Below are 19,944 nucleotides of genomic sequence, written 5' to 3'. Positions count from 1 at the left end.
AGATCACGAAATTGGAGCGTCGACGAAGATGTCGATCGCCAACGGTGACTGACCGCCGTACTGCGAGAAATCCGAGATCCCCGCCTCGCGCAAGATCTCGACGTCGAGCACTGTACGACCGGTATCCGTGCCGGCGGGACGCCCGAGAATCTCGACAGCCGCATCGGCCATGATCTCGGGTGAACGCGAGTGCTCGATACTGTCGTCTCCCCCGAGCAGGTTTCCGACAGCGGCCGTGGCGATCATGGTCTCCGGCCACAGGCAATTACTCGAAATCGGTGCACCTGAATACTCTGCGGCGATACCCAAGGCCGCCAATGTCATTCCGTATTTGGCCAACATGTAGCCCGGATGAGCACCCAACCAGTGCGGCGAAAAGTTGAGCGGCGGCGACAGCGTCAACACGTGCGCATTGGCCGAAACCCGAAGGTACGGAAGGCACGCGCGGGTGAGCGCGAAGGTACCACGGACATTGACCTGCTGCATCAGATCGAATCGCTTCATCGCGAGATCTTCGGTTTTCGAGATGTCGAGGACGCTCGCGTTGTTGACCACGATGTCGATGCCACCGAAGTGCTCTACCGCTGCAGCCACGGCCCGCGCGATGTCGTCGTCGTTCCTCACGTCGCCGACGACCGGAACGGCATGACCCTCGAGCTCGTTCAACTCGTCCACAGCCGTGTGGATAGTTCCGGGCAGCCTGGGATCCGGCGTATCGGTCTTGGCGAGCAACACGATATTTCCGCCGCGGCGCGCTATCGCACGGGCGATGGCAAGTCCGATGCCACGGCTTCCCCCGGACATGATCGCGGTTCGTCCGCGGAAGTTCTTGTCGTCCAAAACGAATCCTTGTCATCGTCGACGGTCTCCGTCGTTGCGGGTGTGGCCGCGGGAAGTCCCGGCACGACCACTCGTCGACTTCCACGATATGAGCGCCTTCATGCGATGACTACGTCCGCAGAGCATCAACAATCGTTGGTCCGTTGTCCTGACGGGACAACGGATCAATCCGGTCAGCCACCCACCGGGCGCAGAATCCACCATCCGCCGAGCACGAGCACCGCGACGTTCACGAGCAGGAACAACCCGACCCAGACGATCGCGGGTATCGGTGAGAGCCTGGCCAATTGGTCGGCGTCCGAGTCCGGTGCCCCGCCTCGTCGCATTCGCTGCCGTTGAAGTTCCACGACCGGGCGTGGTCCGGCAAAGAGGAGGAAGAGCGTCAGGAAGTACGCTGCGGCCACTTGCTGCTCCTGGGTCCCCCACCAGACGAGCCCGAACAACACGGCTCCCACCACGGCAAGTGAGAAGACTCCGTAGAGGTTTCGGATCAGGACCATCATCACCGCGATGACGAATACGCCGATCCACAGCACCGAGACCGCGCGCTGCGCGCCCAACAACCCGGCCGCGCCGAGTCCGAGAATCGACGGACCGACGTAACCCGCGAACGTCATCAGAATGACGCCGAAGCCGGTCGGTTTGCCCGACGAAATAGCAACACCCGACGTATCCGAATGCAGGCGAAGACCTTTCAACCGTCGACCGACCAGGACTGCGACGATCAGATGAGCGCCCTCGTGTGCGATGGTGACGACGTTGCGGGCGATCCGCCACAGGTGCGGTTCGAGAACGATGATCACGGCGATCAACGCGGCCAGTTGAACCACCCAGGCCGGCGGATTGGGACTGAGCGCCGCCACCCGATCCCACGCGGTTTCGAGCGCGTTCACTCCGCTTGTCCGCGCAGGTATCGGCCGAAGTGCGGGACCGTGAATCCGATGGATCCACGTTCTGCCGAATAGATCAGTCCCTTCTTGATCAGTCCATCGCGTGCCGGCGACAGGGAAGCCGGTTTGCGCCCCAACTCGACGGCGATCTTCGCGGTTGCGACGGGTCCGTCGTCACCGGCGAGATCGGCCATGGCGCGCATGTACTCACGCTCCGCGGGCGTTGCTCGCTCGTACCGCGATCCGAAGAAACCGACAGCGAGTTCTTCCTCAGCCGTCGGCGCGCCGACGCGCACGTCTTCTGCCGTGATCGGACTCGACGCCGCCACATCCCATGTGGCCTTTCCGTAGGCCTGAACGAAGTACGGGTACCCGTCAGCCGCTTCGTACAGAGCGTCGAGCGCGGATTCGGTGAACTCGACGTCCTCACGCTCGGCAGGTGCGATCAGTGCCTGATCTGCAGCTTCACGCTCGAGGCGGTCGATCCGGTGGTAGCTGAACAGGCGCTCCGAGTAGCTTTTCGACGCCGACAGCACAGCAGGCAGATGCGGAAGCCCTGCACCGACGACGATCAGCGGTGCCGCGTCCTGACTCAACTCGTGGCAGGCCCCGCAGATCGCCGAGACGTCCGCTGCTCCGAGGTCCTGCATCTCGTCGATGAAGATGGCGATCCCGACGCCGACATCTCTGGCCAGCGACGACGCGTCGAGCAGCAACTCGACCAGGTCGATCTCGATGTCGCCGCTGTCCGCGCGACCTTTGATCGCAGGTGCGTCGATGCCTGGTTGCCAGCGCTCGCGCATTCCCTTGTCCGCAGTGGCGCGTAGGGCAAACGATTTGAGGACTCCGAGGAACTGCTCGACTCGCTCCGGATCGCGATGGGAGACCGCGATCTCTCGGACTGCCATGTGGAGCGCTGACGAGAGTGGGCGTCGTAAATCCTGATCGGGGCGCGCCTCGATCTTGCCTGTCCCCCAGCTTCGGGAGATCGCGGCCGAACGCAACTGATTGAGCAGGACGGTCTTGCCGACGCCACGCAAGCCGGTGAGGACAACACTTCGTTCCGGGCGGCCACGCGCAATTCGCTCGAGAACGACGTCGAAGGCGTCGATCTGCTTGTCGCGCCCAGCGAGTTCCGGCGGGCGTTGACCGGCACCGGGGGCATACGGATTGCGCACGGGGTCCATGCCCATCGACGGTACAAGCCGAGTAGACGAATATCCCGCTCTCTAGCGCGTGTCCTAGAGAGAACTAGGAACCGCAATATCGGCTCGAACCTTGTCGAACCGGGCTCCGGCGTCGTCGTCTAACCGTCCAGGGTTGACGCTCGGGCGAAGTCCCCGGCCACGTGGGCTCCAATTGCTCCGGCCAGAATGATCGCCGGATGCGTCGCGGCCAGATAGAGCCCCGACACGCCTTCGGCGAAGCCCAGCAGCGGGCGGCCACCACGCGGGATGGGACGGTCAGCGACTACCGCCTCGATCAGTTCCACTTGGTCACCGTCCTCGAGCTGACTGCGGATCGCGTGCAGCGTCGGCCCCGCAAGCTCACGAGCATCTCCGGAGAACCCGACCGGAACATCTTCAGCCGCAATCAGTGTCGTGTCGTCCAATTGCCGGATCTCGAAATCCGGAGAGGAGAGTATTCCGTTCACCAATGGGTGGGGTGCCGAGAATCTGATGAGGCAACACGGGGAGGCGTCGACCTCGACGTCGACTCCCGCCGACGCCGCGAGTCCAGGAATCGCGGTACCCGCAGCGAGCACGGTGGCCGACCCATAGACGGGACCGTCGGCAGTCATTACTCCGCACACGCTCATGCCCTCCGCGAACACCCCGAGCGCACTGACACCGGAATACACTGTGGCACCGTATGCTTCGGCACCTCGCAGGAGCGATCGAGCGAACGCAACCGGGTCAACGCCACCGTCATCAGGCGCGTACGCTGCGACCGAGGGGGCCGTCCGCAATCCCGGCTCACGAGCAAGGATTTCCTCTTTACCGATGAGGTCGACGGGATGGCCGAGTGCTCGATGAGCATCTACGAACGCTCGAGTCTCCGCTTCCGTCTCTTCCCAGGTGATCGCGCCTCTGCGGCGCAAACCGAATGGCTCGACGAGTTCGCGCTCCAGGCGGTCGAATTCGACTGCAGCGCCTTGCCGGAACGGATCTGAGTAAGTTTCTGCGGCACTCTTCGAGAGGCCGACCCAGGCAAAGGAGTTGCCGGTCACCCCTCCCGCCACCGAGCCGTGCTCCAGCACGGTGACTCGGAGACCAACGCGCGCCAGGTGATACGCGATCGACGCGCCGACGACGCCGGCACCAATCACCAGGATCGGACTGTCGTTTCGACCATTCGGATGCGTCACCAGTGGACCATATCTGCGAGCCGCAACACGGATCCACTCAATTTGGATGCGAGGACTTCGGCGGTAAACGGAGGACTAAGCCTCGGCTCACATCGGGACCGATACGGTGTGCTCATGCTCTGGCGTTGGTTCGCAGTCGTGATCGTCATCCTCGCTGTTGCCGGCATTTGGCGGGTGACCACCCCCGAACGTCCCGTTGCCGCAATAGTCGACGCCGAGACGCTGGGGTGCGCGACCCCGTATCCGATCGGCCCGCTCCAGACGACATCAACGGCGACGGTTCCGGACGATTTCGTACCCGTCGCCGCCGTCACGTGCGACCCGTTTGTCAGCGACAACGTGGCAGCCGACCGAACCGTCAGCTTCTCTGCTCATCGTTGGGAGGGCGATTTCAGTCGGGCGGTGGAAATGCTGAGCCGCTCGTCCGCGCACAAGACTTGGTTCCCCGAAGGCTGCGGTGACAACTACAGCCTGGCTGTCCTGGAGCAATTCTGGTTGGTCGACGATCGAGGCCGAGCAACTCGGCCGGGGTATCCCTCCGATTCGTGTGGACTACCGAAACCCGGTGGCCTGGCCGCCATCAAGGAACTGACACCGGTCGGCAGTACCGAACACCGAATAGCTTTGTCCGACGATCAGATCTACGAACTGTCGCATTGCACGCCGACCTACCGACCAGCCACGACAGGTACAACGGCGCTGACATCGCTGTCGGCGGGCAGCGTTTTCTGCCGATTCTCCTCCACCGAATTCGTAGGCACATCGTCTACGACGGAAACCTTCGACGGACTTCCACCCGCTCCCGACTGTGACGCGGTGGCCACCGAGGTGGCGTCGACGATCTACGTGGACCGTCCTACGAACGAGGAACAATTACTCACCGTCGAACTCGACGGCTGTCGGCGCGTCATCGCCGACGGATACGCACCGATGCAAGCGTCGGACGAGCTGTTGGTGTCTTTCCGGTAGTGCTGTGCCACAATGCAGTTGATCTCCCGCCCGGATGCGTAGGTCCCGATGTGACCAGTGACAGCACTCAAAACCTGTCAGGCGCCCGGGAACTGAAGGTGCGCCTGGGTCTTTCCCAGAACCGTCTGGCCCTTGTGCGTGACGGTGACATCGATCCGCGTTGTCCGCATCGTGGCGTCGATCCGCGCGATCTTCGCAGTGATGGAGAGATCAGCACCATCGACGGCATCGACTACGACGGGTCGAGTAAAGCGAGTTTCGTACGAGAACACACCACTCGGATCGCCAACCCAGTCGACGATGGCCTGCAAAGCAATTCCGGCAGTGAGCATTCCGTGAGCCAGAACTCCCGGTAGCCCAGCCGCGGTAGCGATTGCGTCGTTGAAATGGATCGGGTTCATGTCGCCGGAGGCACCGGCGTAGCGAACTAGGTCATCACGAGTGAGGACCAGATCAACCTTCGCGACGATGTCACCGAGGACGAGGTTTTCGAAAACCGGCACGACGGGTACGGTCATGCACCTTCTCCTCGCGCCAGTAGCGTCGAGGTGACCGTTGCTACCAAAGCGTCGGTCACGTCGTGGATCTCGGAAACTGTCGACAGGATCGCACTGCCTGCACGCACTGTCACCCCTGTAATCGTCAGTGTCGTAGACAGGTCATCGCCGGCGACTATCGGACGCTGATGCTCGATCTTCTCGGAAGTATGGACCACACGAGTCGGATCGAGCCCGGTATCCGGCGTGCGCAGCAGTGCCATGATCGCTCGTTGCTGGACAACGGTTGTGAATGTTGTCGGTGCGATGACATCGACGAACCCGGCCTCCCTGGCGACACCGACATCATGGTGCAAGGGATTGCTCGAACGCACCGCCAGAGCGAACTCGCGAATCTTCTCGCGCCCGACAAGGTACGAAGACGAGGGAAACACCCGGCCGGCGAGCGCTGGGTTCACAGGAGACATCCCGGAATACTAACGGCGGCCGACTTCGGGTTGATTCGTGGCCTGAGGTCTCGTCGGCCCGAGAATGCGATCGAGGAGACGCTCAACCAACTGGACCGCCAATTCTGCTGTGCCGTAGCCGGGAAGCATCCCCTGGGCGAGCCCGGCGACAGCCGCCAGAATGAGCTCGGCGTCGAGGTCGGGATCCATTGACGGCGCAACCGCGTCCCGATTGGTCACTCGTTGAAGCTGGCCGGAAATGAGCGCTGTCAACTCTCTTGGGGCAGTGAGGGTTTCCTCGGCGGCGATTCCTTGTCCGGTCAGTGCGGCAGCGTGGAAGGCGCCGAGAACAATCGCTTCCTCCCGACGTTGTCGATCGAGTGGGAGCATGCCAACAAGGAACGCTGAAATAACCTCGCGGGGTGTCGCTTCCGCGCCAAGAACAGACAACTCCTGCATCAAGCGAGCACCCGCATCCTGACGCACAGCTTGATGCGTCGCGAGAAGGAATTCCCGCTTCGTGCCGAAGTAGTACTGCACGAGTCGTACCGAAATCCCGGCCTCGGCAGCAACGGACTGAAATGTCACCGCCGCGAGCCCACCGTCGACAATTACTCGCCGCACCGCGTCGGTGATCTCCCGTTGCCTCACTTCATGGTCGACCAGTCGCGGCATGAGGCTGTCCTTCCCCTTTCGAATGGATGACTTTGACTCGTTAATGATACGCACGTACCGCATTAGTGATACGGTCATACCATCAAAATTGAAAGCAGCGAGAGGGAGGCTCATGCCGAAGATCGGACGATTCAAGAACGAAGCATCAAAGCAGGCGTACCAGAGCATCTACCGAGAACTGGAGAGCACCTGGCCGGTTCCGTCGACACAACTCGACGTGCCGACATCGTTCGGAACCACCCATGTCCGTAGGTCGGGGACCGGCACGGAGACGCCGATCGTCCTGGTGCACTCTCTCGGGGCCAACTGTCTGCAATGGCACATCGTCATCGAGGACCTGTGCCGAGACCGAGTCGTGTACGCACTGGACACGATCGGCACACCAGGCCTCAGTGTCCAGACTTCTCCACTGACCGGGGAGTCCGACTTCGCCACCTGGATCAGCGAGGTATTGAACGAACTCGAGGTCGATCGCGTCCACCTGGTCGGCTACTCGCAGGGCGCGTGGCATGCCGTTCTCGTAGCACTTCATTCTCCTGAACGACTGGCGAGTGTGACGCTCATCGAACCGGGTGGAGTCTTCGACAAGCCCTCGTGGCGTGTGCTGCTGAAGATGGTCCGCGCCGGTATGCGCCGCACCGACAAGAATATTCGCAAGCTCAACGATTGGCTGTCCCCCGGGTACGTTCTCGGCGACCTCGAGTTCGCCCTCGCCAAGGAAGCGCTGAACTACCGGCCCGGTATCGGGTGGGCACGAATGCTCAAAGATGCAGAAGTGCAGTCGATCTCGGTCCCCATGCTCGTAATCTCCGGTGCTGAGACGGTGGTCTCCAACCCCGAGCAGGTGGCCGCGAGGTTAGCTGATCTTGTACCTGAAGCCGAAGTGGAGATCTATGCCGGAACCGGCCACGGAATCCTGGGACACATACCCGATCGGGTGATTCCCCGACTCATGAAGTTCGTCCGCAACCATGACGACGCGAAGCGGACGTGATCTCGCGGACCAGCCGCCGACAAGGTGGTGATGAAGCCGGTCAATCAGCCGGCCAAGGCGGTACAACTGACAGAGGAGAACATTCCTCTCCGACCACCGCGGTCAGGTAATGGTGGCCGTTGCCGCCGCCGTTTTGGTCGTGGCGGGAGGTCTGTGGTGGACGAAGACCATCTCCTCGCGCAGATACTCGGTGGCAGTGCTTCCGACTACGAGTCCGATTGACGATCACAGATGCGGACGTACCTGGGCTCGCGGTGACGGCCCGAGGTCGAACCCCCAGCGCCGCCCGAGCATTGGCGACCGACGCCGCCGAAGCTCTCTGTTCGATGTTCGAAGGAGCCAACGCAATGACTTCCGGAGGGTTCACGTTCACCGTCGTTCCACCGGGGAACTGACGGATCTATGGTCAGTAGCGCGGCCGCACCAGGTTTATGCCTGTTCGCGCTCGGCTGCGAGGGAGACGGCCTGTTCGAAGGTATGGACGAGCACTGCACGTCGAGCGACCTTGTGATCCTCGTCCGGTTCGAGTTCGTCAATGTAGCCATCCCACACGCGCAGATATCGATCGCGCCAGTCGATCAGCACTTGCGTCGATGGAAAGGTCACACCGACTCGTTTCGTCTGGGCAATATCGGTGAGGATCTCGAGCCACGCCGGCACCATCTCCCCGCCCCATTCATCCGGCTCCAGACTCGAATCGTCTTCGAACTCGGCAGTGATGTCGTCCACGATTCGACCGGTCAGGGCCCCCAACCCATCCGCGACGGTATCACTGTCAAAGTTTCCCGGACCCCAGACTCCCACAAGCCCTCCCATATCGATTGCGGATAAATTCAGGTCGACAGTCGCGTCGCCGTCGCAGCAGGCCGTGAGCGTGCTCGCAGTCGCAGGTCGGCAATTGCAAATTGGAGAATCTGCCGCCCGCTCAGTCAGAGCTTGCGGTCATTGGCGCCCGCCCAAATCGGACTGTCGACTATCTTCCGAAACTTCGGCGACCCACCGATTGCTGAAATTTTGAGCATCAACCAGTTCCAGATTCTCACAGCCACCTCCGCGTCGCATCTCACCGTCAACACTAACCGACCGGCGGGACTCTTTTGGCTACCGGTACACCACTATGCGTCGACCAGTTAGATCAAGTGTGAACTCGAACTGGCGCAACAGATCGCCGGGAACTGCAGGAGCGCTTGGGTCTTTCCCAGAACCGTCTGGCCCTTTGTGCGTGACGGCGATTGGTTCTGGGTGCATCGATCCGGTCGGAAGCACTGCGATGTTTGTCGGCACACGGAATTGCGCTCGGTGGAGATCGAGGATCCGTATCCACGGGTGTCGCAGGCAATTCCTGAAGATTCGCAGGGGAAATAGCTGCGCATCGCCACCCCCAACAGCGATTCCGTCGATTGTGTAACAACCACACGAAGAACAGCCATCGATGTCCGAAAGGAAGACTGATCCGGCGAGACCGCGAGGTAGTGTCACATCTGCCCAGCAAAACTCGCCACGATCTCGAGAAGACGGTCGGCCTCGCCAACTGCCACTTCTGACGTTACGACGTTGCTGGGCAGGTGTTTACGGAAAAGGGTTTCGCACGCGGGGTACCGATCGCTGCTGGGACTGATCACCCCTTCTCCGAAAGATGTTGGTAACGAATCGAACCCCGAGCATAGAGGTGCAACGATTGGGCGAGTTGATTCAACGCCCCGGTGTGCGATCTATCTGTTTGCGCCAATCATTTTCGGCAAAGGCTTAATTCGCCGAACGGGGCCGGGTACTGCAACAGCTGGTCGAGTATTCGATCACGCGTCTTACGCTAAGGAAGGACCGAGAACATGACTGAAGTAATTTCGTGGATTGTCCAGAATCCGATTGGTGCCGTCGTCGCGCTTGTTGCCGACATCATAATATTGACGATGTCGTCTGTCGCGGGACACTCGTAACCGAATCCGCCCGTCCTTCACGGTATTCCTAAGTCGGGGAACTACATTCGAAACACAGAGGGCCGCAACCGCAGCGTACTGTCGGCGCTCGTCACTGACCTTTCGTGGCCTCATATGCCCAACTGCGCTGAGTCCGTACTGACGTCCCTCGTGTCGAGTGTCGCACCACCAGTTTCAATCAGTCACGCCATCACTACTCAGGAGGAATCACAATGGGTTCGATCAACGCATTAAACGAATGGGTCAACCAAGCTACGTATGCGGGCGACCCGTTTGCCACCGCCATAGCGATCGTCCAGTTCTTCGCGGTGAGTCTCCTCAACCTGTTCACCGGCGGCCCCATTCTTTAAAGGAGTCCACTCGGTCTCACTTCTGCTCGGCGTCCATCGCAGCCTGTTCTTCGGCTGTAATGCTCCTCGCGAAAGGTGGCCGGGACATCGCTGACGAGCATGATGCGCAGTTCGGCCTCGCGGATGGTCAGTGAACGCAGTTTTGGACGGTCGATCAGGACGAGTCGACATCGGAGCGAATGAACACCGAAGTGCCCAAGCATGTTCGACGCTTGCGCACTGTCGGGCTTGTTACCCGGCAGTCGGGGTGGGCTCGGGGTTTTCCTGGATGTATCGCAGATTGCGAACCCCTACGCTATCGCAATGGACTTGATGGTCTGGATCGTCACGACGCCATTTCTTGCAGCAGCACTGGCGGGCGTGATGCGACGAACGCTGGGGACGAGAGTCGGATGGCCGCGAACCCTTGCGGTCGCGGTGATAGCACTCTCGGTGGGGGTTCCACTGTCGGGATACGTCGCAACGCTTGCAGGAATTGCCAGCCAGGACGATCAACTTCTGGTGAGCGTAGGAACAGCGCTCATATTCTTCGGAGTTGTCGCGCTCTGGGTGTTCGCAGCATGCCTGGCCGCATTGGTTTTCCTCGAAGTTGTCCTTCCAACAGGGTCCATCCCCGGACCGCCAGAAGCATTGCAGCGCAGCCGCAAATCGTGGCGACGAACCAAGCGATACGTCCAGATCATGGGCATCGTCGTGCGAGCGGGAGGCGGGCCGGCTCTCCGTGCTGGGCCATCAGCGCCTCAGTTCGGGGACGCGCTGGTGGAAGTAATCAACCGGTGCGGTGTCACTTTCGTCAAGTTGGGACAGATCCTCGGCACGCGAGACGACCTCATACCACCCGAGTTGGCTCGCACTCTCTCGTCTCTGCAAAGTTCGGCACGACCGGCTGATCCAGTCCGCATTGCGGAGCTACTGGCATCGGAACTCGGCGACGCACCAGAGTCGGTGTTCGCATGGTTCGATGTGGAGCCGTTCGCCGCTGCCTCTGTCGCACAGGTACATTCCGCGCGCACGGTTGAAGGCGTCGACGTTGTGGTGAAGGTTCAACGCCCCGAGGCGAGCGCACAAGTGAGCGTGGATTGCGATATCTTCCTTCGCGTGTCATCCCGCGCGGAGACCCGTTTTCCCTGGGCACGCGATATCGGCGTTCACCGACTCGCCGGGGGCCTCGTCACGTCACTGCTCGAGGAACTCGACTACCGCACCGAAGCAGCGAATACCGGCGCGATTGCTTCCACCATGTCGAACCGCCCGGATATCGTCGTTCCGCATATCTACCCCAACCTCAGTAGCGGACGGGTGCTCGTGATGGAACGTCTTCACGGCACACCGCTCTCCGACGGTGAGTCGGCGCTCACCGGCCTCGACCGCGACACCCGCAGCAGCGTCGCCAACGAACTTCTTGCGTCGTTGCTCGACGGGATCTTTGTCCACGGGGTGTTTCACGCGGACCTGCACCCCGGCAACATCATGATCCTCGATGACGGCCGGGTCGGGCTCCTCGACTTCGGCGCAGTAGGGGTTCTGGACGGCGAGACACGGATCTTGTTCGCCGTGCTCCTCAACGCTGCCCTCGCAGGTGATCCGGTGGCGACAGTCGACGCGATGCTGATGGCATTCGACGTGCCGCCCGAAGTTGATCGCGGAGCACTACGTCACCAGGTGGGCCGAGAGATCACCCTGCTCAGTGTCCAACCCAATGTTTCCATGGCATCGTTCGCGCGAATGTTCACTGTGCTTCGCGAACACCGAATCGGAGTGCCGGGAGACGTCGCCGCCGCTTTCCGTTCGCTCGCGTCCTTGGAGCGCGCCCTGCGGCTCCTGGATCCGCAGATCGACCTCGTCGCTGCTGTTCGGGCCGAAGTACCCCGACTGTTGACCCATGTCGCCAGCCCGACTGCAGCCGCGCAGGCCATCCTGTCGACGACGGCGGTCACAACCGCGGTGGTCAGGCGCCTGCCTGGTCAGCTCGATCAGATCGCGACCTCGATCGCCTCGGGAAGCTTCACACTTCGCACTCGCTCGGTTGCACACCCCGACGACAGGCGATGGCTACGACGGTCGGCGAACAACGCCCTGGGTATGGCGGCGGGAGTGACCGCGCTGATTGTCGCGGCGATCCTTCTGTTCGTACCTGGCGGACCACAACTCACACCTCAGCTGTCGGGCTATGCACTCGCGAGTGCGGTACTGGGCTTCGTCGGCGTCGTTCTGTGCATGCGGACCGTGTTCCGTTTGTTCACACTCGACAACAGGTAACCGAGAACTGATTTTCATCGCTTGATCTCGATGTCGTCGAAGTCGAGCGCCAGGAGGGTCGGCCGCGAGAGAACGCGACTGCCTGGGCCCCGTGGGAGAACGCGCCGTCGAGTGGGAAAGGTGAGACCGTCGAACTGACGGTGATGGTCACAGTAGAGAGCAGCTTTCGCCCAGCTGCCTACCGGTTCGGCGACGAAGTCGTGACGGCGGATGAGGCCACCGTTGTCGACATAGAAGGTCTGCTGCCGGCAATGGGTGTCGATTTCTGGCGAAAATGTTGCTTGTAGTCGTCGCCATTGCTGCCCGGATTCCTGCCAAGGTTCGGCTTCGGTGACAGTGATGTCGTCGCGGGCGAGCAGCAGCGGTGCGTTCAGATAGTTCCAAAAGGCGTAGCCGGCAAAGTAAGCGGTGTCGAGCGCGTCCCAGTGGAGGTTGCGCCGGACTCCACTCAACCCGAAAAACTCTGTACGTGGGTCGGTTCGACTCCCGAGTTCTTCGCCGTCACGAGTTTCGATCCGCACGACGCCCTTGTCGAACACAGCGCACTCGCCGACACGCGGAAAGTCTTGGAGGACAGTGCGTTGCTCGGCGACTTCAACCTCGACCGTGAACTTCGCCAGCTTGTTGCCGGGGAAGCGCTGAGGCAGCAGACCGCCCAAACGTCCCCGTGCCGTGATCGCTGAAACAGACTGCCAACGTTCGACTCCGCCATGTGCGGTGAGGACTTCATCGAGTAGTTCGGTCATATGTCGACGCTCTCCGTCCCCTGACGGAACTGTGGAAATCAGCGATCAGACGGACGCGTAGTTGTAGTTGCGTTCCTCCCGCGGTACCACTGCCACCCCGCGGTGATGATGACAGCGCCGGCAAGGGACCCGAGGATGCCGCTCGGGCGCAATGATAATCCGTCGCCTGCAATCAAACTCACGAGCAATCCGCCGACCAGCGAACCACCGATTCCCGCGATGAACGCGAAGGTCCAATCCACTCGTGCGGCCCTTTGTCCCAGAATCAACTGGGCTCCCGCTCCGATGACGATTCCGAACAGAAGTATTCCGATGATGAGCATGAGCTGAGACCCTTTCGTGGAGTGACGACGCAAGGCGCGAACGACTTACTCTGCGCCATCTTTCCGGTATGTCTCTTATGTCGTGGTGAAATCCGTGTGAAAGGTTGTCGCCACCCACTCCACACTGCTAGGACGAGGCCAGTGTCGTCGCCCAGCGGTAGTCCGCCTTACCAGCCGGGGTTCGCTTGACTTCATCGACCAGCACGATCGTGCGCGGCACCTTGTAGCCGGCCAACGTCTTGCGGCAATGTTCCTGTACCGCTTCGAGAGTCAACTCGTCGGATCCGGGGTAGGTCGCGATCACCGCTGCGACCTGCTGCCCCATGCGCGGGTCGGGCGCGGGGACAACGAGTGCGTCCGATATTGCCGGATGCGCGTGAAGGGCGGCCTCGACCTCTTCGGCGAAGACCTTCTCGCCACCGGTGTTGATGCACTGCGAGCCACGACCCAGGAAGACAATCGTGCCGTCCGCTTCGACCTTGCCCATGTCGCCGAGCACCGAAAGACGGGTGCCGTCAGCGCGGGTCGGGAACGTGCGGGCGGTCTTCTCTTCGTCCTTGTAGTAACCGAGCGGGACGTTTCCGATACGCGCGATGTAGCCCACGTCGTCGGAGCCGGCGGGGATCTCTTCGAGCCGCTCGTCGACCAGGATCATGTTCGGCGAGGGCGGCATTCGCAGATTCCCCGCCTCGTCGATGGAGAAGGCGCCGTCGTTACCGGACTCCGAGGCTCCGAAGTTGTCGCGCAACAGCAGGTCCGGCTTCACCGCCAGCATGCGATCCCGAACGCTGGTGGACCAGATCGCACCACCCGACGTGATCGAGAAGAGACTGCTGAAATCGACCTCGTCTTTGCGTCGTTCCATCTCGTCGACCAACGGCAATCCCATGCCGTCACCGACGATCAAGATCACCTGTACCGAATCCTTCTCGATCGCTTCGACGACCTTCTCCGCAACGAATTCTCGTCGTAGAACCACGCGCGCGCCGAGGGTGAGGAACGTGAACAGCGAATACAACGCTGCGCCGTGCATGAGGGGGGCGGCAATGAGGAACGAGAGTTCCGGAAATTCCTTTGCAGCGCTGGCTATCGCGGCGAGGTCCTGTCGAGCTTCCTCGCCGTACGGATTTCCGCCGGAGAGCGGCTTACGAAAGAAGTCGTCGTGACGCCACATGACGCCCTTCGGGTATCCGGTGGTCCCGCCGGTGTAGAGCAGGTACACGTCGTCGCCCGAACGAGAATCGAACTCCCCTACCGGTGACATCTCGCGAGCGTCGTCGAAGGAAACCACGGAAACTTCATGCGCTTTCGCTGCGGCGACCAGGTCGGCCTCGACCTCGCCGATCACGATCACCGTCTTCACCTTCGGGCATGCACCGAAAAGGGAAGCAAGGACACGCTGATGCTCGGGGAGTTCCACGACCACTGCGACCGAGTCGGAGTTGGTGAAGATGTACTCGAGCTCGGCGGGTGTGTACCGGTAGTTCACGTTGATCGGGACCGCACGGATCTTGATCAACCCGAGGATCGACGTGACATGTTCGACGCTGTTCTTCAGGAACAGGGCTACATGATCGCCGCGCGAGATGCCGGCTTGCGCGAGCAGGTTGGCCGTTCGGTTGGCTTCCGCGTCCAGCTCAGCGTAGGAGAAGTTCTCTCCCTCGTAAGTCAAGGCGACGCGATCAGGCACCGAGCTGGCGACGGTTTCGAATACATCAGCGAGGTTGAACTGCATCGTCTTCCCTTTCAGAGTCTGCGCCGCGATACCGAGGCATACAACCCTGAATCTAGAACACGTTCCATGTCACCCGAGGCAAAACGGAGCGATTAGCTGACCATTACCTAGACCTGACCTTGATCGGCGCAGCGACGGCCGAGCCCGCACCGCCCGACACCCATTCGGCGAGCAAGGTCTGCCACGACCCGCAATGGCAGCGCAGGTAGGTGACCGTCCCCTCGCTGGTCCGATGCCGAGATTCGATCTCCCAGCGGTGGATGCAACTTATCGGCGCGAAATCTGTTTTTTTCATACGACGAGCATGATGTAATGGCATTGTGCATCTCAACCCTTACGGCGAATATGCGGTGACGCTGGCCGCCGACCTGGCCAATCGAAATCCCGAGACCTTGGCCGAACTCGTCGAACGCTGCGTCGACGCAGGCATCATTCTCGATTTCCCCATCGCCGAGAAGGACCTCGACGAGACCCTCGACCTTCTGATCGAGTGGTCGAAAATCGTCGACGTCACGGAGGAGGCAGCCCGCGCCGAGTTGGTGAACGTCATGCTCGAGCAAGCGTCGGCGTATCCGCGCATGACCAACCATGCAAACGACGGGTGGCATCTGCACTACCGCGATCCGCAACAGTCGCTCGCCGAGGTCCTCAAGGCCCTCTTCTCGGTAGGCACGGCGCTGCACCTCGTCGGCCGCGGAATGCACAGATTAGGTCGGTGCACCCTGGACGAGTGCACCAACATCTACGCGGACACCTCACGCAACGGCAATCAGCGGTACTGCTCCCCCACGTGTGCGAATCGCGACGCGGTGCGACGCCACCGCGCGCGCAAGTGAGCCGGACCGACTACGACGTGGGACCCACTACCTCGAAATCCGAACCACCTTGGTAGTCGAACTGGAAGCTGCCGCCGCTGCTTCCCGAGCTGATTCGATTCCACGCGTCGATCAAGTCCTGGACCGTGTTATATCCCAGGTCCTCCAAAGAACCTGAGAGACTTCCGGTTCCGGCGCCCTCGAACCAGCCGCCGACCACAACGGCCTGCGGAATCGCGATAGTGGGGTTGGTCGGATCGAGCAGTCGAACGCACGCTCCCGCAACGGCGTACACCCCGGCCGGCAGATTGCCGACGGTCCGCGTGATCGTCTGCCCAGGCGAAACAGCAAACAGATCGAGGATGTTGCTGACGGTCGGATACACCAACACGCCGGGCTGGAGCAGCTTTGCCGGATCACGAATCACGTCGGGGACATCTCTGGCGTTGAGGATCGCCACTGTGCAGTTGATGAAGCTGAACCGCGGGTTCGGGTTGGTGATGGTGAAGGTGATCGCATTGTCCGCTGCGCTCACCGACATCGGAGGCGGGAGAATCGCCGGTGCTGCCGACGCCGTCGCCGGAGTCATGACAACAAGTCCCACGACGGCGGCCGACGCCGCGACAATGCTTCCGAGAACGCGTTTGAATCCACGACTTCGCATTTCCGAACCTCCAGGCAAGTCGGTCAGATCACCAGATGCCTGAAGAATAGACCGCTCAGTCGGAAAATTGGGGAGACAGACGGTGAGCTACCCGAAAAGTCCTTCGAGGCTGCCGCTGCCGAACAGGTCGCTCAGGCTTCCGGTATTGATGCCGCTGAACGGTCCACCGATGACAACGAGGCTCGGCACGCCAGGAACAGGCTTACCCAACGTCTCCAGATCGAGAAGATCGGAGCACGCACCGAGCACGGCGTAGGTTCCGTCCGGAACATCGGTCACGGTGTTGGTGACCGTCTGCCCCTTACCGACGGCGAACAGTGAGGACGGGTCGGTGATCTTGGGGTACACCACAAGGTTCGGATCGAGCAGCTTGAGCGGATCATCAAGCACGGCAGCAGAATCCGCGGCGTTGACGACAAACGCCTGGCACAACGGGGCAATGCCCGTGTTGTTGTTCGTGATCGTCAGTGCCAGATCGTTTCCGGTCACCTTGTACGAGACGACCGGCGGGACCACCTCGGCCGACGCAGTTGCAGGATTGACCATCGCGACGCCTGCCGCGGTTGCAGCGGCGACTGCCACGGTTCCCACGACGCGACGTACTCCACTCGTGCCCAGCTTCATCGAGGATCCTTTCGTACTGCGCCTTGAGTTCGGCAACAGTGCGCAGCCTAGAACGGATCTACTGACCGAATTGCGTGAACAGTCCCGGAGGGAGGCCGTGCCCGAAAGATCGGGACAAACGTCCCCTTCTCGAAGAGCTCGCTGTTCGACTCAGTTCCCACTGGAGACGAAGGGCGTTCGCACCGGTCCGCCGACCGAACCGTGCGGTGCTACCAATCCACGCTTTTCGAGGATCGGACGCACACCCTCACCGAACTGATACGCCTCTTCGAGATGGGGATAGCCCGACAATACAAAGTGATCCAGGCCGATCGCCGCGTACTCGGCAATCCGATCAGCCACTTCTTGGTGCGAACCTACCAATGCGGTGCCTGCACCCCCTCGCACCAATCCGACGCCGGTCCACAGGTTCGGCGCAATCTCCAGCGACCTCGCTCCGACGCCCTCCTTGTAAGCCGAACCGCCGCCGTGCAATTCGAGCATTCGACGCTGACCTTCGGAGCCGGATCGCGCAAGACTCGCCTGAGCCTGCTCGACGGTCGCCGGATCGAGCGCACTGAGCAGCCGATCCGCTTCCGCCCATGCCTGTTCCGAGGTGTCCCGGCTGATGACATGCAGACGGATTCCGTAGTCGAGGTGACGACCTTGGACTTCCGCGAGGTCGCGGATCCAGGCGATCTTGGCGGCAACAGCGGACGGCGTCTCACCCCAGGTGAGATACGTATCCGCGTAACGCGATGCGACGGTTCCGGCCGCCGGCGACGATCCGCCGAAGAAGATGGGCGGTACCGGATCCGGAATACGCTGCAGCGTAGCCTTTTCCACGTTGACGTACTCGCCGGAGAAATCAACCGGACCGTTACCGGACCACAACTGGCGGATCACGTCGAGGAACTCGCCGCATCGTGCGTACCGCTGATTCTTGTCGAGGAAGTCACCGAACGTGCGCTGCTCGTGGTCCTCCCCGCCGGTCACGACGTTGAGCAGCAGACGACCGCCCGACTGCCATTGGAAGGTTGCGGCCATCTGAGCGGCCAGCGTGGGGCTGAGCAACCCCGGGCGCAGAGCAACCAGAAACTTGAGCGTCTCGGTGGTCTCGAGCATCATCGCTGTCGTCAGCCATGCGTCTTCGCACCACGCGCCGGTCGGCGTGAGGACGGCCTCGAAGCCGTTCGTCTCGGCGGCCGCGCCGATCTGATTGAGGTATTTCAGCGTCGCCGGACGATCACCGGACATCGAGCTGCCGTGCCCACCCGCCATCAGATTCCGGGAATCACCGTAAGTAGGCAAGAACCAGTGGAAGCGCAGTGACACGGTGATTCCTTTCGTCGACGAACAGGCAGAACTCTTCTGTCATTACAACCACAGTCCACCTCGAAGAACAGGGTTGAAATCACCCTGATCGCTACGGGTGCCCACTTTCGGCTCCTGCGATACCTTCGTGAATTTGCACCGCGACCCGGGGGCTCCGATGACCACGTTTGCCGAAGTCGAGCACAATTCACCGTTCTCGAACGAGACCGACGACGAGCGGCGATCCAGACTGAGAACCGTCGTCGCCGCGAGCCTGCTCGGCACGACGGTCGAGTGGTACGACTTCTTCCTCTATGCGACGGCCGCGAGCCTCGTCTTCAACCAACTGTTCTTCCCCAACCAGAGTTCCTTTGTCGGGACCATGCTTTCTTTTGCGACCTTCGCGGTCGGCTTTCTCGTTCGCCCCATCGGCGGAGTGGTGTTCGGTCACATCGGCGATCGCATCGGACGCAAGAAAACGCTTGCCCTCACGATGTTCATCATGGGTATCGCGACGGCGCTCATGGGTGTCCTTCCGACCGCAGCTCAAATCGGGGTCGTTGCACCGATTCTGCTTCTGCTGCTTCGTATCCTGCAGGGATTTGCTCTCGGTGGTGAGTGGGCCGGAGCCGTTCTTCTGGCGGTCGAACACAGTCCGGAGAAGAAGCGCGGGCTGTTCGGCAGCATCCCGCAGATCGGGCTGGCTCTCGGCTTGGCTTTGGGCACAGGAATATTCGCACTACTTCAAACGGTCTTCGACGACGAACAGTTTCTCCGTTTCGGCTGGCGCATAGCCTTTGTTCTCAGCTTGGTGCTCGTGATCGTGGGGTTGGTGGTCCGTTTGAAGGTCGACGAGACGCCCGCCTTTCAGGCCGTTCGCGACCTCGAACAACGCTCGTCCGCCCCGCTCAGGGAAGTCTTTCAAAGAAAAGTCGCGCGAAACACCGTACTGGGCATGCTGTCTCGCTGGGGCGAGGGCGCCGCGTTCAACACCTGGGGCGTCTTTGCAATCACGTATGCAACCAAGACTCTGCATTTCGAAAAGGTTCCGGTACTTCTTGTGGTCACCGTGGCCGCAGTAGTGATGGCGATCTTGCTGCCGTTTTCCGGTTCACTCACTGATCGGTTCGGCCCGCAACGTGTCTACATCGTGGGCATCGCCGCGTACGGCCTCGCGATCTTCCCCGCCTTCGCACTGTTCGGTACCGAGAATCTCCTGCTCTTCGGAGTCGCGATGGTCGTGGTCTTCGGAGTGATTCACGCCTTGTTCTACGGCGCCCAGGGAACGCTGTATGCGAGCCTCTACCCCACAGAAATCCGGTACACCGGGTTGTCGGTCGTTTACCAGTTCTCGGGTATCTACGCCTCCGGCGTCACACCTCTGATTCTGACGGCACTGATCGGCGCCAGTGGCGGTTCGCCCTGGCTGGCATGTGGATATCTGGTGGCCACCTCGGCGATCAGCGTCGTCGCCACTGCGGCGATCAGGAAGCGTGATCTGCATCTGTAGCGATCACAC

General features: G+C 61.3%; 21 protein-coding genes. 7 read left to right on the top strand and 14 right to left on the bottom strand.

What is annotated here, in order from left to right:
• Positions 1-3 precede the first annotated feature (3 nt).
• From QM609_RS03585 to QM609_RS03570, 4 genes are all read right to left on the bottom strand, one after another.
• Positions 4-840, bottom strand: coding sequence for an SDR family oxidoreductase (locus tag QM609_RS03585; RefSeq protein WP_050654560.1), 837 nt, complete (start codon positions 838-840; stop codon positions 4-6).
• 173 nt (positions 841-1,013) lie between these two features.
• On the bottom strand, positions 1,014-1,733 hold the full coding sequence (locus QM609_RS03580) for a M50 family metallopeptidase (RefSeq protein WP_003940327.1): 720 nt from the start codon (positions 1,731-1,733) through the stop codon (positions 1,014-1,016).
• Entirely contained in the window at positions 1,730-2,917 is a 1,188-nt protein-coding gene (locus QM609_RS03575) for an ATP-binding protein (protein WP_007729973.1), read from the bottom strand. The genes QM609_RS03580 and QM609_RS03575 overlap by 4 nt, the downstream gene beginning before the upstream one ends.
• A 119-nt stretch (positions 2,918-3,036) precedes the next feature.
• Positions 3,037-4,098 (bottom strand): NAD(P)/FAD-dependent oxidoreductase, encoded by a 1,062-nt coding sequence (locus tag QM609_RS03570; protein WP_050654559.1) that lies wholly within the window; start codon positions 4,096-4,098, stop codon positions 3,037-3,039.
• Positions 4,099-4,212: 114 nt separating this feature from the next.
• Between QM609_RS03570 and QM609_RS03565 the strand changes: the two genes are divergently transcribed.
• Complete coding sequence (locus tag QM609_RS03565) at positions 4,213-5,067, top strand: hypothetical protein (protein WP_050654558.1); 855 nt, start codon at positions 4,213-4,215, stop codon at positions 5,065-5,067.
• Between the two features lie 77 nt (positions 5,068-5,144).
• On the opposite strand, the gene QM609_RS03560 is transcribed toward QM609_RS03565, so the two are convergent.
• The 3 genes from QM609_RS03560 to QM609_RS03550 are packed head-to-tail and all read right to left on the bottom strand — an operon-like array spanning position 5,145 to position 6,685.
• Positions 5,145-5,585 (bottom strand): MaoC/PaaZ C-terminal domain-containing protein, encoded by a 441-nt coding sequence (locus QM609_RS03560; RefSeq protein WP_030536527.1) that lies wholly within the window; start codon positions 5,583-5,585, stop codon positions 5,145-5,147.
• Positions 5,582-6,031 carry an FAS1-like dehydratase domain-containing protein gene (locus QM609_RS03555; RefSeq protein WP_019745537.1) on the bottom strand — a complete coding sequence of 150 codons (450 nt, stop codon included), beginning with the start codon at positions 6,029-6,031 and terminating at the stop codon, positions 5,582-5,584. Before QM609_RS03555 ends, QM609_RS03560 begins: the two co-directional genes overlap by 4 nt.
• A gap of 9 nt (positions 6,032-6,040) precedes the next feature.
• Positions 6,041-6,685, bottom strand: coding sequence for a TetR/AcrR family transcriptional regulator (locus QM609_RS03550; RefSeq protein ID WP_007729967.1), 645 nt, complete (start codon positions 6,683-6,685; stop codon positions 6,041-6,043).
• Positions 6,686-6,797: 112 nt separating this feature from the next.
• On the opposite strand from QM609_RS03550, the gene QM609_RS03545 reads away from it, so the two are divergent.
• Positions 6,798-7,679, top strand: coding sequence for an alpha/beta fold hydrolase (locus QM609_RS03545; RefSeq protein WP_050654557.1), 882 nt, complete (start codon positions 6,798-6,800; stop codon positions 7,677-7,679).
• A 218-nt stretch (positions 7,680-7,897) separates the two neighbouring features.
• Positions 7,898-8,074, top strand: coding sequence for a hypothetical protein (locus tag QM609_RS03540; protein ID WP_167398219.1), 177 nt, complete (start codon positions 7,898-7,900; stop codon positions 8,072-8,074).
• Positions 8,075-8,108: 34 nt separating this feature from the next.
• Here the strand turns inward: QM609_RS03540 and QM609_RS03535 are convergent, their stop codons facing one another.
• Positions 8,109-8,408 (bottom strand): DUF4259 domain-containing protein, encoded by a 300-nt coding sequence (locus QM609_RS03535; RefSeq protein WP_228232262.1) that lies wholly within the window; start codon positions 8,406-8,408, stop codon positions 8,109-8,111.
• Positions 8,409-9,828: 1,420 nt separating this feature from the next.
• Between QM609_RS03535 and QM609_RS03530 the strand changes: the two genes are divergently transcribed.
• Positions 9,829-9,966, top strand: a complete 138-nt coding sequence (locus tag QM609_RS03530; RefSeq protein WP_158656617.1) for a hypothetical protein — start codon at positions 9,829-9,831, stop codon at positions 9,964-9,966.
• Positions 9,967-10,269: 303 nt separating this feature from the next.
• Positions 10,270-12,225 carry an ABC1 kinase family protein gene (locus tag QM609_RS03525; RefSeq protein ID WP_228232263.1) on the top strand — a complete coding sequence of 652 codons (1,956 nt, stop codon included), beginning with the start codon at positions 10,270-10,272 and terminating at the stop codon, positions 12,223-12,225.
• Between the two features lie 14 nt (positions 12,226-12,239).
• On the opposite strand, the gene QM609_RS03520 is transcribed toward QM609_RS03525, so the two are convergent.
• The 3 genes from QM609_RS03520 to QM609_RS03510 form a co-directional block, all read right to left on the bottom strand.
• Positions 12,240-12,971 carry a hypothetical protein gene (locus tag QM609_RS03520; RefSeq protein WP_283337012.1) on the bottom strand — a complete coding sequence of 244 codons (732 nt, stop codon included), beginning with the start codon at positions 12,969-12,971 and terminating at the stop codon, positions 12,240-12,242.
• Positions 12,972-13,009: 38 nt separating this feature from the next.
• The gene (locus QM609_RS03515) at positions 13,010-13,294 is read right to left on the bottom strand and encodes a hypothetical protein (RefSeq protein ID WP_042924918.1); all 285 of its coding nucleotides are present in this window, start codon (positions 13,292-13,294) and stop codon (positions 13,010-13,012) included.
• A 127-nt stretch (positions 13,295-13,421) separates the two neighbouring features.
• The gene (locus tag QM609_RS03510) at positions 13,422-15,029 is read right to left on the bottom strand and encodes an AMP-binding protein (RefSeq protein WP_050654553.1); all 1,608 of its coding nucleotides are present in this window, start codon (positions 15,027-15,029) and stop codon (positions 13,422-13,424) included.
• Positions 15,030-15,349: 320 nt separating this feature from the next.
• On the opposite strand from QM609_RS03510, the gene QM609_RS03505 reads away from it, so the two are divergent.
• Positions 15,350-15,865 (top strand): CGNR zinc finger domain-containing protein, encoded by a 516-nt coding sequence (locus tag QM609_RS03505; protein WP_003940315.1) that lies wholly within the window; start codon positions 15,350-15,352, stop codon positions 15,863-15,865.
• Positions 15,866-15,875: 10 nt separating this feature from the next.
• On the opposite strand, the gene QM609_RS03500 is transcribed toward QM609_RS03505, so the two are convergent.
• The 3 genes from QM609_RS03500 to QM609_RS03490 all read right to left on the bottom strand — a co-directional run bounded on the left by QM609_RS03500 (position 15,876) and on the right by QM609_RS03490 (position 18,446).
• Entirely contained in the window at positions 15,876-16,508 is a 633-nt protein-coding gene (locus QM609_RS03500) for a hypothetical protein (protein ID WP_030536522.1), read from the bottom strand.
• An 87-nt stretch (positions 16,509-16,595) separates the two neighbouring features.
• On the bottom strand, positions 16,596-17,132 hold the full coding sequence (locus QM609_RS03495; protein ID WP_007729952.1) for a hypothetical protein: 537 nt from the start codon (positions 17,130-17,132) through the stop codon (positions 16,596-16,598).
• A 150-nt stretch (positions 17,133-17,282) separates the two neighbouring features.
• Positions 17,283-18,446 carry an LLM class flavin-dependent oxidoreductase gene (locus QM609_RS03490; RefSeq protein ID WP_003940457.1) on the bottom strand — a complete coding sequence of 388 codons (1,164 nt, stop codon included), beginning with the start codon at positions 18,444-18,446 and terminating at the stop codon, positions 17,283-17,285.
• A 157-nt stretch (positions 18,447-18,603) separates the two neighbouring features.
• Between QM609_RS03490 and QM609_RS03485 the strand changes: the two genes are divergently transcribed.
• On the top strand, positions 18,604-19,935 hold the full coding sequence (locus QM609_RS03485; protein ID WP_050654628.1) for an MFS transporter: 1,332 nt from the start codon (positions 18,604-18,606) through the stop codon (positions 19,933-19,935).
• The last annotated feature ends 9 nt before the right edge of the window (positions 19,936-19,944 follow it).

It is taken from the genome of Rhodococcus sp. IEGM 1302, from assembly GCF_030056935.1.
Taxonomy (GTDB): Bacteria; Actinomycetota; Actinomycetes; order Mycobacteriales; family Mycobacteriaceae; genus Rhodococcus_F; species Rhodococcus_F qingshengii.
The sequence above is the reverse complement of the archived record's forward strand: the minus strand, read 5'-3'. Positions and strand labels throughout refer to the sequence as shown.